2 protein-coding genes are annotated in these 16,189 nt (G+C 61.1%); one reads left to right on the top strand and one right to left on the bottom strand.

Features of this window, described 5'->3' with window-relative positions; translation table 11 throughout:
* Positions 1-44: 44 nt before the first annotated feature.
* Positions 45-1,397 carry a TolC family outer membrane protein gene (locus tag ACMXYI_RS07630; protein ID WP_415772564.1) on the bottom strand — a complete coding sequence of 451 codons (1,353 nt, stop codon included), beginning with the start codon at positions 1,395-1,397 and terminating at the stop codon, positions 45-47.
* Between the two features lie 357 nt (positions 1,398-1,754).
* Here ACMXYI_RS07630 and ACMXYI_RS07625 point away from each other — a divergent pair, with 357 nt between their 5' ends.
* The gene (locus ACMXYI_RS07625; protein WP_415772562.1) at positions 1,755-16,181 is read left to right on the top strand and encodes a retention module-containing protein; all 14,427 of its coding nucleotides are present in this window, start codon (positions 1,755-1,757) and stop codon (positions 16,179-16,181) included.
* The last annotated feature ends 8 nt before the right edge of the window (positions 16,182-16,189 follow it).

The following is a 16,189-nucleotide window of genomic DNA, read 5'->3' as shown; positions in this document are numbered from 1 at the left end:
GCTCGGCACACTCTTGGCTAACAATTGAACAATGAAGGTTCTGCTCAATTCATACCGGGCAGTTGAACCTTGGGCTTCACGTCGTTTTGCACAACGGATGCCAACGGTGCGACCACTCCCTGGCTCTTGAGCAACTCGCCCATGGTCGCCTTGATTCGGTACTGAGTAAATAACTGAATGTTCTTGATCTCCGCCAGGCGACGAGAAGCCGAGAACAGCTCGTTTTCACTGTCGAGCAGGTCGAGCAAGGTGCGCTCGCCGAGACCGAACTGCTTCTGATAAGCGGTGCGCACGCTGGTGCTGTGATCGACATATTGCTGGGCGATCGGAACTTGGGCATTGGCGTTGTTCAAGGCATTCCAGGCCAGGCCCAGCTCTTCGTTCAACACGCGCAAGGCGTTGTTGCGAATATCCAGTGCCTGGTTGGACTGGTAGGACTTGGATTCCAGATCAGCCTTGTTGCTGCCGCCGGCATACAGATTGAAGCGCATGCGCAACATGGCCTGCCATTCATTGCTGTGACCGTTCTGGCCGTCGAGGTCGTTGTCGGCGGTGCGACCCAATTCGGCATCGAAGCGCGGGTAGAAGGACGACTTGGCGGCTTCGTACTGTTTCTCGGCAGCGGCGATATCGGATTCGGCGGAACGCAGGATCGGGCTGTTTTCCAGCATCTGCGCCCTGGCTTCATTCAGGTTGGCCGGCAACAGCGCCATGAAATCGGAAGGACGCTCCAACTGATCGGGCATCTGGCCGACGGCGCTGAGGAAGTTGGTCTCGGCGTCAGCCAGGTTGGTCTGCTCGGTGATCAGGTTGTTGCGGGCTTGAGCCATACGCGCTTCGGCCTGATCGAGGTCGGCACCGCTGCCCACGCCACGCTGGGTGCGCAGTTTGATCTGGTCGAAAATCCGTTCGTGGCTCTTCAGGTTCTCGGTTGCCAGGCGTACGAATTCGCGGCGGGTCAGTACGTCGAGATACACCTGAGCGACGGTGAGCGCGGTGCGTTCGGACGTGCCCAGCAAAGAGTAGGCGCGGGAATTAACAGTGGCTTGTTGACGCCCCACTTCACTCGACGTCGCAAACCCGTCAAAAACCATTTGCGACAACCGCACGCTGGACTCGCTGCGATTCAGGTTTTCCCAGTGATTGTTGTTGCCGGCGGCACGCGTGGTGACGTTGTCAGTGCCTTCGCGACCATAACCGCCCAGCAGATCGACCCGTGGGAGGTATCCACCTTTTGCTGCCTTTAACTGATAATCCGCGGCCAATCGACTGTTAACGCCTGCCTGAATTTCCGGATGGACATCCAGTGCCTGTTGCATGGCTTCCGGAAGGGACTGCGCCTGAACAAAACTGGCGGCAAGGGCGAAGGGTAAAGCCGTAAGCAGGTGCAAACGCATTATTGGAATTTCCCGGGATTGCTTGTCTTGAATCACTGCAGAGCGTGCCGCTGCATTGGATGATGACAACCGAAGTGACCGTTTGTCGGAAAGTTTGATTTTGGAACTGCGTCACACTCGACGGGGCAGGTCGGCACCGAAATATCAATGTGACATTACAGAGGCGAGTGTTTAGGATGACAGGCAGAAGGTCAATAGTTTGGCATAAAGTTTATAGCGAAAAAATATAGCCAATTTGTTGACGAATAACCGCGTCAAAGTTGTGCCTCTAATACCTTGAAAGAACGTCCAGACTGTTGGCAAACACGCCGCCAGGTTCATGGAAGTCAATTGAATGCGACACCCGGAGAGTCTTCAATGAGCAGTGTTGTGGCCATCGTCAAAAGCATTGTCGGTCAGGTTTTCGCTGTGTCCCCAGAGGGCGTGCGCCGCGTACTCGTTGAAGGCGATCGGTTGTTTGTCGGCGATCAGGTAGACACCGGCGCGGCAGGCGCCGTCACGCTTGAACTGGCTGACGGCCGGACCCTGGACCTGGGCCGCGACACTCAGTGGAGCGGCAGCGACCCGGATTCCAGCACTGACCTGGCACAAGCCACTGCACAAGCCGCGCCATCGGTTGAAGAACTGCAACAAGCCATCGTTGCCGGCGCCGACCCGACCACCGATCTTGAAGCCACCGCGGCCGGCCCGACAGCTGCCGGCACAGGCGGCGCGGCCGGTGGCGGCCACAGCTTCGTGATGCTGGATGCAACTGCTGGCCGGGTGGACCCGACCATTGGTTTCCCGACTGCGGGCATCGGCACTGCCGCGTTGGCTGCACAGAACACCATCGGCGGCCAGACTGCCGATACCAGCGCCAACGTGCAGCGCGAATCGACCCTGACCTTGAGCGCCACGCCGACCATCACCGAGGCCGGCGGCGTATTGGTTTACACCGCTACGTTGACCCAGGCTCCGCTGACCGACCTGAGCATTACCCTGTCCAATGGCTCGGTGATCGTGATCCAGGCAGGCCAGTTGACCGGTACCCTCAACGTCCCGCTCGCGCCGAACGACACTGTCTATAACGACCCGACCCAGATCAACGTAACCGTCACCGGCACTACGGGCGGTAGCGGCATCATCGTCACTCCGCCGACAACCCCGGCCGTGACCCAGGTCACTGACACCGTCGATACCACCACGGTCACCTTGACCGCTGGTGCCAACGTTACCGAAGGCGGTCAGATCACCTACACCGCGACATTGACCAACCCGGCGCAGACGCCGGTCACCATCACACTGTCCAACGGCTCGATCATCACCATCGATGCCGGCAACACGACCGGTAGCGTGAACGTCGACACCCCGGTCAATGACGTTTATCAGAACGGCAGCACCGTCAGCACCACGATCACTGGCGCCACCGGCGGCAACTTCGAGAACCTGGTGCCAAACCCGGCTCCGGCCGTGACCACCATTACCGACTCACCGGACACCACCACCGTCACACTGACGGCGGGATCTACAGTCACCGAAGGCGGCCAGATCACCTACACCGCGACCCTGACCAATCCTGCTCAAACGCCGGTCACTGTCACCCTGTCCAACGGCTCGACCATCACCATCGACGCCGGCAAAACCACAGGTTCCGTGAACGTCGACACCCCGGCCAATGACGTTTATCAGAACGGCAGCACCGTCAGCACCACGATCACTGGCGTTACCGGTGGCAACTTCGAGAACCTGGTGCCGAGCACCACACCAGCGGTCACCACCATTATCGACTCGGCCGACAATACCGGCCTGAGCCTCACCGCCACTGGAACCGTCGTCGAAGGCGGGCAGATCACCTACACCGCCACCCTGACCAACCCGGCCGGCACGCCGATGACCGTGACCTTGAGCAATGGCTCGGTCATCACCATCGAAGCGGGCAAGACCACTGGCAGCGTGACTGTCGATACCGCAGCCAATGACGTCTACAACAATGGCAGCACCGTCAGCACCACCATCACGGGAACCACCGGCGGCAATTTCGAGCAGCTGACCCCGAGCACCGAGCCGGCGCTGACCACCATTACCGACTCGAAAGACAACACCGGCCTGAGCCTCACCGCCACCGGCACCGTCGTCGAAGGCGGTCAGATCACTTACACCGCCACTTTGACCAACCCGGCCGGCACGCCGATGACCGTGACTTTGAGCAATGGCTCGGTCATCACCATCGAAGCGGGCAAGACCACCGGCAGCGTGACCGTCGATACCGCAGCCAATGACGTCTACAACAATGGCAGCACCGTCAGCACCACCATCACCGGGACCACCGGCGGTAATTTCGAGCAACTGACCCCGAGCACCGAGCCGGCGCTGACCACTATCACTGATTCCAAGGATGACACCGGCCTGAGCCTGTCGGCGTCCACCGTAGTGGCCGAGGGTGGTTCGATCGTTTACACCGCCACCCTGACTAACGCGGCCGGTACTCCGGTCACTGTCACCCTGAGCAACGGCGCGGTGATCACCATCGCCGCCAACGCCACCAGCGGTTCCGTCACCGTCGACGCGCCGAAAGACGATGCCTACATTGACGCCGGCAAGGTCAGCGCCACGATCAGCACTGCCACCGGCGGTAACTTCGAGAACCTGGTGCCGAGCACGGTTCCGGCAGTGACCGAAGTGACCGACACGATCAATACCTCGACGGTCAGTCTGACGGCCAACGGCTCTGTGACCGAAGGCGGGACCGTGGTTTACACCGCATCCGTCACCGCGCCAGTGACCGATACACCGGTGGTTGTGACCTTGTCCAACGGCCAGACCATCACCATTCCGGTCGGTTCGAGCAGTGCCAGCGTGAACTTCACGGCACCAAACGATGCCCTCGCCGGTGGTGGCTCGCTAAGCGTCAAGATTGATGACGCCAAGGGCGGCAACTTCGAAAAGCTGGAAGTCGACGGCAAGCCTGCGGACACCTCGGTTACTGATAAGGCTGACACCACAACGATCAGCCTCAGCGCGACCGACTCGGTTGCCGAAGGCGGCTCCATCGTTTACACCGCGAACCTGACCCATGCGGCCGGCACGCCAGTGACCGTGACGTTGAGTAACGGCGCAGTCATCACCATCGCCGCCAATGCCACCAGCGGTTCCGTCACCGTCGATGCGCCAAAAGACGATGCTTACATCGACGCCGGCAAAGTCAGCGCCACGATCACCACCGCTACCGGCGGCAACTTTGAAGACCTGGTCAAAAGCCCGGCTGCAGCCGTCACCACCGTCACCGACACCCTCGACACCTCGACCGTCACCCTGACCGCCACCAGCAGCGTGGCCGAGGGCGGCACCGTGGTTTACACCGCCTCGGTCGGCGCACCGGTCACCGGTTCTCCGGTGGTGGTGACCTTGTCCAACGGTCAGACCATCACCATTGGCATTGGCCAAAGCAGCGGCACAGTCAATGCCGTGGTCTCGAACGATGTGCTCAGCGGCCACGCGCCATTGACCAACTCGATCACCAAAGTCAGCGGTGGCAACTACGAAAACCTGGTCGCCGATAAAACCCCGGTCAGCACCAGCGTGACCGACACCATCGACACCACCACCCTGTCGCTGAGCGCCACCGGCAACGTCAAAGAAGGTGGCCAGATCACCTACACCGCCACCCTGACCCATGCCGCCGGCAGCCCAGTGACCGTGACGTTGAGCAACGGCGCGACCATCACCATCGATGCCGGTAAAACCACCGGCACCGTGAAAGTCGATGCACCGAAAGACGACGTCTACAAGGACGCCGGCAAACTGGAAGTCACCATCAAGGACGCCGCTGGCGGCAACTTTGAAAACCTGGTCACCAGCCCGACCCCGGCCGTGACCAACGTGGCGGACACCATCAACACCACACACCTGACCCTCAGCGCTGAAAAGTCGGTACTCGAAGGCTCGCACATCACCTACACCGCGACCCTCACCAACGCCGCGCAAACGCCAGTGACCGTCAAGCTGAGCAACGGCGAGACCATCACCATCGAAGCCGGCAAAACCACCGGCTCGGTCACCATCGAGGCGCCAAGCGACGACGTCTACAAAGATGCCGGCAAGCTCACCGTGACCATGACGGATGCTACCGGCGGCAACTTTGAAGACCTGGTCAAAAGCCCGGCTGCAGCCGTCACCACCGTCACCGACACCCTCGACACCTCGACCGTCACCCTGACCGCCACCAGCAGCGTGGCCGAGGGCGGCACCGTGGTTTACACCGCCTCGGTCGGCGCACCGGTCACCGGTTCTCCGGTGGTGGTGACCTTGTCCAACGGTCAGACCATCACCATTGGCATTGGCCAAAGCAGCGGCACAGTCAATGCCGTGGTCTCGAACGATGTGCTCAGCGGCCACGCGCCATTGACCAACTCGATCACCAAAGTCAGCGGTGGCAACTACGAAAACCTGGTCGCCGATAAAACCCCGGTCAGCACCAGCGTGACCGACACCATCGACACCACCACCCTGTCGCTGAGCGCCACCGGCAACGTCAAAGAAGGCGGCCAGATCACCTATACCGCCACCCTGACCCATGCCGCCGGCAGCCCGGTGACCGTGACGTTGAGCAACGGCGCGACCATCACCATCGATGCCGGTAAAACCACCGGCACCGTGAAAGTCGATGCGCCGAAAGACGACGTCTACAAGGACGCCGGCAAACTGGAAGTCACCATCAAGGACGCCGCTGGCGGCAACTTTGAAAACCTGGTCACCAGCCCGACCCCGGCCGTGACCAACGTGGCGGACACCACCAACATCACACACCTGACCCTCAGCGCTGAAAAGTCGGTACTCGAAGGCTCGCACATCACCTACACCGCGACCCTCACCAACGCCGCGCAAACGCCTGTAACCGTCAAGCTGAGCAACGGCGAGACCATCACCATCGAAGCCGGCAAAACCACCGGTTCGGTCACCATCGCGGCGCCAAGCGACGACGTCTACAAGGATGCCGGCAAGCTCACCGTGACCATGACGGATGCCAGCGGCGGCAACTTCGAAAACCTCGACATCAGCAAAGCGTCAGTGACCACCACCGTCAAAGACACGGTCGACACCACGTCCCTGTCGCTGTCGGCCAGCAATACCGTCAGCGAAGGTGGCCAGATCACCTACACCGCGACCCTGAGCAACCCGACAGACACGGCCATGACCGTGAAGTTGAGCAACGGCGCCGTGATCAACATCGCCGCCGGCGCCACCACCGGTTCGGTGAATTTCGCCGCGCCGGCCAACACCCCGTACATCGATGGCGGCAAAGTCCAGACTACGATTGCCAGCCAGAGCGGCGGTAATTTCGAAAAAGTCGTCACCGACCATTCGCCGGCGGTTACCACCGTCACCGATTCTGCAGATACCACCGGCCTGAGCCTGAGCGCCACCGGTTCGGTCGCCGAGGGCGGTTCGATCGTCTACACCGCGACCCTGACCAATGCCGCTGGCTCCGCGATGACCGTGACGTTGAACAACGGCGCGGTGATCCACATCGCCAAGGGCGCCACCACCGGTTCGGTGAATTTCGCCGCGCCGAAGGATGACGTCTACAAAGACGCCGGCAAAGTCGAAGCCAGCATCACCAAGACCGCCGGCGGCAACTTCGAGAACCTGGTGGCCGACAAGACGCCAGCGGTTACCGACGTGACCGACACCCTCAATACGTCGACAGTCAGTCTGACGGCCAACAGCACTGTGGCTGAAGGCGGCACCGTGGTGTACACCGCGTCGGTCAACGCGCCAGTGACCGGTTCGCCGGTTGTCGTGACCTTGTCCAACGGCCAGAGCATTACCATTCCTGTCGGCGCCAGCAGCGCCAGCGTGAAATACACCGCACCGAACGACGCACTGGCTGGTGGCGGTTCGCTGAGCGTGAAAATCGACGGCACCACCGGTGGCAACTACGAAAACCTGGTGGCGAATCAAACCCCGGCAGTCACGTCGGTGACCGATGTTAAAGACACCACCACCCTGAGTCTGGGCGCTACGGATTCGGTGGCGGAAGGCGGTTCTATCATCTACACCGCGACGCTGACTCACGCTGCCGGCACGCCGGTCACCGTGAACCTGTCGAACGGCGCAGTGATCACCATCGCGGCTGGCGCGACTGTCGGTTCCGTGACCGTCAAGGCTCCTGACGATGACGTCTACAAAGATGCCGGCAAAGTTGAAGCGACCATCAAGGACGCCAGTGGCGGCAACTTCGAAAACCTGGTGACCAGCCCGGCGGCGGCAGTCACTGCGGTGACTGACACCATCAATACGTCGACGGTCAGTCTGACGGCCAACGGCACTGTGGTCGAAGGCGGCACCGTGGTTTACACCGCGTCCGTCACCGCGCCGGTGACTGATTCGCCCGTTGTAGTGACCCTGTCGAACGGTCAGACCATCACCATTCCGGTTGGCGCCAGCAGTGCCAGCGTGAACTTCACTGCGCCGAACGATGCCCTCGCCGGTGGTGGCTCGCTGAGCGTCAAGATCGACGACGCCAAGGGTGGTAATTACGAGAAGCTGGAAGTTAACGGCAAGCCGGCGAACACCTCGATTACCGATACGACTGACACCACGACGGTTAGCCTCAGCGCGACTGAGTCGGTGGCTGAAGGCGGCTCCATCGTTTATACCGCGAACCTGACCCACGCTGCCGGCACACCAGTGACCGTCACCCTGAGCAACGGCGCGGTGATCACCATTGCGGCCAACGCTACCAGCGGCTCCGTAATCGTCAAGGCACCTGCCGATGACGTCTATAAAGACGCGGGCAAAGTCGAAGCGACCATCAAAGGCGCCAGTGGCGGCAACTTCGAAAACCTGGTGACCAGCCCGGCGGCGGCAGTCACTGCGGTGACTGACACCATCAATACGTCGACGGTCAGCCTGACGGCCAACGGCACTGTGGCTGAAGGCGGAACCGTGGTTTACACCGCGTCCGTCACCGCGCCGGTGACTGATTCGCCCGTTGTAGTGACCCTGTCGAACGGTCAGACCATCACCATTCCGGTTGGCGCCAGCAGTGCCAGCGTGAACTTCACTGCGCCGAACGATGCCCTCGCCGGTGGTGGTTCGCTGAGCGTCAAGATCGACGACGCCAAGGGTGGTAATTACGAGAAGCTGGAAGTTAACGGCAAGCCGGCGAACACCTCGATTACCGATACGACTGACACCACGACGGTTAGCCTCAGCGCGACTGAGTCGGTGGCTGAAGGCGGCTCCATCGTTTATACCGCGAACCTGACCCACGCTGCCGGCACACCAGTGACCGTCACCCTGAGCAACGGCGCGGTGATCACCATTGCGGCCAACGCTACCAGCGGCTCCGTTATCGTCAAGGCACCTGCCGATGACGTCTATAAAGACGCGGGCAAAGTCGAAGCGACCATCAAAGGCGCCAGCGGCGGCAACTTCGAAAACCTGGTCACCAGCCCCGCAGCTGCGGTCACGGAAGTGACTGACACCCTCAATACGTCGACGGTCAGCCTGAAGGCAACGCCCACCGCAGCCGAAGGCGGCAATGTGGTGTACACCGCTTCCGTGACCTCGAAGGTCACCGGCAAGGACGTGGTCGTCACCCTGGCCAACGGTGAAAAAATCACCATCCCGGTCGGTGAAAGCACGGCCTCGATCACCGTTAAAGCCCCGAATGACGCATTGGTTGGCCACGAGCCGCTGACCAATGCCATCAAGGATGTAACCGGCGGCAATTACGAGAATCTGGTCGCCGACAAGACTCCGACCTCGACCGCCATCAGCGACACTCTGGACACCACCAAAGTGACCATGACCGCCACCGGTCAGGTGCTTGAAGGCGGCAACATCACCTATACCGCCAACCTGACGAATGCGGCCGGCAGCGACATGACGGTCAAGTTGAGCAACGGCGAAAGCATCGTGATCAAGGCCGGCGACAAGTCGGGCTCCATTACCGTTCCTGCACCGGCCGATGACGTCTACAAGGACGGCAGCAAAATCACTGTCCGCATCGACAGCACCAGCGGCGGCGACTTCGAGAAGCTCGACGTCAACAAAGCCGCGCACATCACGACCGTCAAAGATACGATCGACACCACCACGCTGAAACTCAGCGCCGATGTGGGCACCGTCGGCGAAGGTGGTCAGATCAACTACACCGCGACCCTGAACCACCCAGCGGACACGGCGATGAGCGTGACCCTGAACAATGGTCTGGTGATCAACATCAAGGCTGGCGAGTCCAGCGGCTCTGCGTCTTTCACCGTACCGAACAACGTCTACACCGGCGCAGCGGATGTCCTTGCCTCGATCAAGGAAACCACCGGCGGCAACTTCGAAAAACTGGACACAGATCACTCGGCCGTCGTCACCAAAGTCACCGACACTGCTGACACCACCAACCTGACCTTGAGCGCTAGCGGCTCGGTGCAGGAAGGCGGCCAGGTCGTCTACACCGCGACCCTGTCCCAGGCCGCCGGCAGCAACATGACCGTGAAGCTGAGCAACGGCGCGACCATCACTATCCTCAAGGATGCGGTGTCCGGCCAGGTCAGCGTTGACGCACCGAAAGACGATGCCTACATCGACGCCGGCAAGGTCAGCGCCACGATCAGCACCGCCACCGGCGGCAACTTCGAGAACCTGGTCCCGAGCACTGTCCCGGCAGTGACCGAGGTGACTGACACCATCAACACCTCGACGGTCAGTCTGACCGCCAACGGCACTGTGGCCGAAGGCGGTACCGTGGTTTACACCGCGTCTGTGTCTGCTGAAGTCACCGGTTCGCCGGTCGTCGTGACCTTGTCTAACGGCCAGACCATCACCATTCCGGTTGGATCGAGCAGCGCGAGCGTGAACTTCATCGCGCCAAACGATGCATTGGCTGGCGGCGGTTCGCTGAGCGTCAAGATTGATGATGCGAAGGGCGGTAACTACGAGAAGCTGGAAGTTAACGGCAAACCCGCAGATACCTCAATTACCGATACGACTGACACCACGACGGTCAGCCTCAGCGCGACTGAGTCGGTGGCTGAAGGTGGTTCGATTGTCTACACCGCGAACCTGACCCATACGGCCGGCACACCGGTAACCGTGACGTTGAGCAACGGCGCGGTGATCACCATCGCCGCCAATGCCACCAGCGGTTCCGTCACCGTCGATGCGCCGGAGGACGATGCCTACATCGACGCCGGCAAGGTCAGCACCACGATCAGCACCGCCACCGGCGGTAACTTCGAGAACCTGGTCCCGAGCACTGTCCCGGCAGTGACCGAAGTGACCGACACAATCAACATTTCGACGGTCAGCCTGACCGCCAACGGCACTGTGGCCGAAGGCGGCACCGTGGTTTACACCGCCTCGGTGTCTGCTGAGGTCACCGGTTCGCCGGTAGTCGTGACCTTGTCCAACGGCCAGACCATCACCATTCCGGTCGGTTCGAGCAGCGCGAGCGTGAACTTCACCGCGCCAAACGATGCCCTGGCTGGCGGCGGCGCCTTGAGCGTCAAGATTGACGATGCGAAGGGCGGTAACTTCGAAAAACTGAGCATCGACAGCAAACCGGCGGACACCGCTGTCAGCGATACCGTGGACACCACCAAAGTGACCATGACCGCCAGCGATTACGTGGTCGAGGGCGGCACGATCACTTACACCGTCAACCTCAGCAACGCCGCCGGTACTGACATGACGGTCAAGCTGAGCAATGGCGAGAGCGTGGTGATCAAGGCCGGCGACAAGTCGGGCTCCATTATCGTTCCCGCACCGGCCGATGACGTCTACAAGGACGGCAGCAAGATCACCGTTGGCATCGCCAGCACCGACGGTGGCAACTTCGAGAAACTCGACGTCAGCAATACCACCCACACCACCACCGTCAATGACACCACCGACACCACTACGCTGAAGCTCAGTGCCGATGTGAACACCGTCGACGAAGGTGGCCAGATCGTCTACACCGCCACGCTTAGCCACCCGGCCGATACGGCGATGACCGTGACCCTGAACAACGGCCTGGTAATCAACATCAAGGCCGGCGAGTCCAGCGGTTCGGCGCCGTACACAGTGCCAAATGATGTCTACACCGGCGCCTCGCCCGTCAGGGCAGCGATCGCGGACAGTGTTGGCGGCAACTTCGAAAAACTGGATACCGATCGCTCGGCCGTCGTCACCCAAGTGACCGACACCGCTGACACCACCAGCCTGACCTTGAGCGCTACCGGTTCAGTTCAGGAAGGTGGGCAGATCGTCTACACCGCGACCCTGTCCCAGGCCGCTGGTAGCGACATGACGGTAAAACTGAGCAACGGCGCGACCATCACCATCCTCAAGGATGCGGTGTCCGGCCAGGTCAGCGTTGACGCACCGAAAGACGATGCCTACATCGACGCCGGCAAGGTCAGTGCCACGATCACCACCGCCACCGGTGGCAACTTCGAGAACCTGGTCCCGAGCACTGTTCCGGCAGAGACCAACGTCACCGACACCATCGACACTTCGACCGTGACCCTGAAAGCCACCGAGTCGGCCGCTGAAGGTGGCACCGTCACTTACACCGCGACCGTCGGCGCGCCGGTAACCGGTTCGCCAGTGACTGTGTCTTTGGCCAACGGCCAGTCCATCACTATCGCCGTCGGGCAAACCACCGGTACCGTGAGCACCCTCGCACCCAACGATGCGTTGACCGGTCACGCACCACTGACCAACTCGATCACCAACGTCAGCGGCGGCAACTACGAAAACCTGGTGGCCGACAAAACGCCGGTCAGCACCACCGTGACTGACACCGCCGACACGACCAACCTGACGCTGAGCGCCAGCAACTCGGTCGCTGAAGGCGGCTCGATCGTCTACACCGCCACCCTGACCCACGCTGCCGACACGCCAGTAACCGTCACGTTGAGCAACGGCAAGGTGATCACCATCGCCGCCAACGCTACCAGCGGTTCTGTCACCGTCGATGCGCCGAAAGACGACGCCTACATCGACGCCGGCAAAGTCAGCGCCACGATCACCAGCGCCACTGGCGGCAACTTCGAGAACCTGGTCCCGAGCACGGCTCCAGCAGAGACCAACGTCACCGACACCTTCGACAAGACCGAAGTCAGCATCACCGGCAGCACCTCGGTAACCGAAGGCCAGACCGCCAGCTACACCGTCAGCCTGACTAACCCGGCGCAGACGGATGTCACCCTGAAAATCGTCTACAGCGGCACCGCCGCCGACGGTTCTGACTTCACCGGTGTGTACACCGTGACGATCCCGGCGGGCGGCAGCACTGCGAGCTTCAACGTCGCGACCCAGGACGACAGGTTCACCGAAGGCACTGAAAACTTCGTGGTCAAGATCGACTCGGCTACCGGAGGCAACTTCGAGAACCTGGCGATCAGCGCGTCCAACGGCAGCGTCAGCACCACGATCATCGACAACGATGCGCCACCGGCCCTCGACCTGGACACCAACAACTCCAGCGGCGCCACGGGTGCCAACTACAACGTGACCTTCACCGAAGGCACCACCGGCCAGGGCGTATCGATCGGCGACACCGATCTGAAAATCACCGACCCGGACAGCACCTTGCTGACCGGCGCGACCATCGTGCTGACCAACCGTCAACCGGGCGACGCGCTGAACCTGGGCAACAGCGTCAACGGCATCACCATCAATGCCAACAGCACGAATGGCACGGTCACGCTGACACTGTCCGGCAGCGCGACGCTGGCCGACTACATGCAACAGATCAAGAACATCAGCTTCACCAACAACAGTGAGGACCCGAGCAGCGTGCCGCGGATCATCACCGTGACGGTCACTGATGGCAGCAACTACTCCAACACCGCGACCACCACCGTCAACGTGGTTGGCGTGAACGATGCACCGACCGCCGCACCGGTTAACGTCACCGGCACCGAAGACACGCCGCTGATCCTCGGCTGGTCGACCTTCGGCGTCAGTGATGTCGACAGCGCCGCCGCTAACCTGGGCGTGAAAATCACCCAGCTGCCGGGCGAAGGCAAATTGCAATTCCTGGCCACTGACGGCAAGACCTGGACCGATGTCGCGAACAACCAGACGTTCACCAAGGCTGACATCGACGCTGGCAAGTTGCGCTTCCTGCCGGATACCAATGAGTCCGGCAGCGACGGCTACAACCCCGGCCTGGGCAACATCAAGGCCGACTATGCACAGATCCAATTCCAGCCAACCGACGGCTCGCTGCTGGGCAACACCGGCACGATCAAAATCGACATCACGCCAGTGGCCGACGCTCCGTCCCTGAGCGTTGCCGACAACAGCGTCAAATCCACCGGTCTGATCAAGGAAGTCTGGACCGGCCTGCCGCTCGGCACCGATGGCAGCGGCGCAGCTACCGGCACCCTGAAAAGTGTCATCGACGGCGCGGGCAAACCGAACTCCAGTGGTACGGTGACCAACGTGCAGTCCGACGGCAGCGTAGCGGCTGGTACGGCTTCGAAAACCTCCGGGCTGATCTACCTCGAAGCCGGCAAGACTTACACCTTCAGCGGCACCGGCGATGACAGCCTGTTGGTGACCATCGGCGGTAAAAACGTGGCGGCCACGACGTGGGGCGCGGGCGGCAAACTGAACGGTTCGTTCACCCCGACCACCAGCGGTTACTACACGCTGGACATCTACCACCACAACCAGAGCGGCCCGGGTAGCTATGACGTCAACCTGTCGGTCAACGGCAGTGCCGCGATCGACCTGAGCAGCGCCGGCGTGCCGCTGTACACCGGCGTGGCGGATCTCGCCGCTTCCGGCGTGACAGTGTCCGATTTGCACGGCACCAGCGGCGAAGGCTACTACGAAGGCTACAAACTCAATGAAGCCGCGGAAGGGACCAGCGTTCATCTGTCCGCGATCAAGACGGCCCTGACTGATATCGACGGCTCCGAAAGCCTGAGCGTGAAGATCAGCGGGATTCCGGCGGGCTCGGTACTGACCGATGGCGCCGGCCACACGTTCACCGCCAGCGCGACGTCCGGCGAAGCTAACGTCACGGGCTGGAACCTCGGCTCCCTGACCGTCACTCCGCCGCCGTACTACAACGGCCAGTTCAACCTGACCGTGACCTCGACCTCCACCGAATCGCTCGGCGGTTCGGCGCAAAGCACCGCGACGATCCCGGTCACGGTTTACCCGGCGGTCTACAACGCTGTCACCGCCACAGCGGCCAACGACACCATCACCGGCACCGACGGCAACGACATCATGGTCGCCGACATTGGCGGACTAACCGTGGTGCCGGGCACCAACTACAACATTGCGTTCATGGTCGACAGTTCGGGCAGTATGAGCGCGTCGTCGATCAACTCAGCCAAGGACTCGCTGACCTCGGTGTTCAACACCCTCAAGCAGAGCATGGGCGGCAACTCGGGCACCGTGAACATCTTCCTGGTGGACTTCGATACCCAGGTCAACAAGTCGGTATCGGTCAACCTGAACGATCCGAACGCCCTGACCGCGCTCAAATCGGTACTGGACTCGATGTCGTCCGGCGGTGTGACCAACTACGAAGATGTATTCAAAACCACGGCCAATTGGTTCCAGAGCGCTGACGCCGTGGCCAACACCGGGGCGAAGAACCTCACGTACTTCATCACCGACGGCCAGCCGAACTACTACCAGAGTGGCGAACAGACCAACCCGACGCTGTACGGCAACGTGAAGCTCGATGACGTGGTGAAAACCAGCAATTACAAGCCGGGAGATACCTTCTCCACGACAATCGACAGTACTCACAAACTGACCATCGACAGTGACGGGAATGCGACGCTGTACACCTTAAACGGCTCCAAGAGCTGGAAAGCCAGTGACGTGGGTACCGTTCACGCGCAGGGCGATGGTACTTACGAGTTGTCCCTGACGGACAGCGGCAGTACACAGACCATCGTCGACAACTCCACCTCCAGCTTCGCGCTGCTGAGCAATGTGTCCAACGTTGAAGCCATTGGTCTGAACAAGGGCGTCACCCTTGCCGACCTGAGACCGTACGACTCGGACCATACGCCGCAAACCAACATTGATCCGAGTAACTTGGCCAACTCGATCATCGGTCACACCGAAGCGACGATGCCTGGCGCCGACACGGTCAATGGCGGCGAAGGCAATGACATCCTGTTCGGCGACCTGGTGAGCTTCAACGGCGTTGCCGGTGAGGGTTATCAGGCGATGCAGGCATTCGTCGCCCAGCAAACCGGCGTGGACGTCAGCAAAGTCACCACCAGCAACGTGCACCAGTTCATCACCGAGCACTACACTGCGTTCGATGTGTCCGGGGCGCATGACGGTAATGACTCGCTGTTGGGCGGTGCCGGCAATGACATTCTCTTCGGCCAGGGTGGCAACGACCTGCTCGACGCCGGCAAGGGCAATGACATCCTGCTCGGTGGCAGCGGTAACGACTCGCTGATGGGCGGTCAGGGTAACGATATTCTGATCGGTGGTTCAGGTGCCGACACCTTCGCCTGGAAGGCTGGCGACACTGGCAACGACGTGATCAAGGACTTCAAGGCCAGCGAGGGTGATCGCATCGACTTGCGCGATCTGCTGCAGGGTGAAACCGGCAGCACCATCGACAACTTCCTGAAGATCACCACCGTGGATGGCGTTTCGTCCCTGCAAGTCAGCTCCGCCGGCAAGTTCAACGGCGCCGATGCCGCAGCGGCAGCACCGGATGTGACGATCAAGCTGGAAGGCAACAACTGGTCCAGCGCCAGCATCAACTCGTTGATTGCCGGCAGTGACCCGACCATCAAAATCGATCACAACAACACCTGATCCAACGA

Source organism: Pseudomonas lyxosi, assembly GCF_047758685.1.
In the GTDB taxonomy this organism is placed as follows: Bacteria; Pseudomonadota; Gammaproteobacteria; order Pseudomonadales; family Pseudomonadaceae; genus Aquipseudomonas; species Aquipseudomonas lyxosi.
This window is presented reverse-complemented; position numbering and strand designations above follow the sequence as displayed.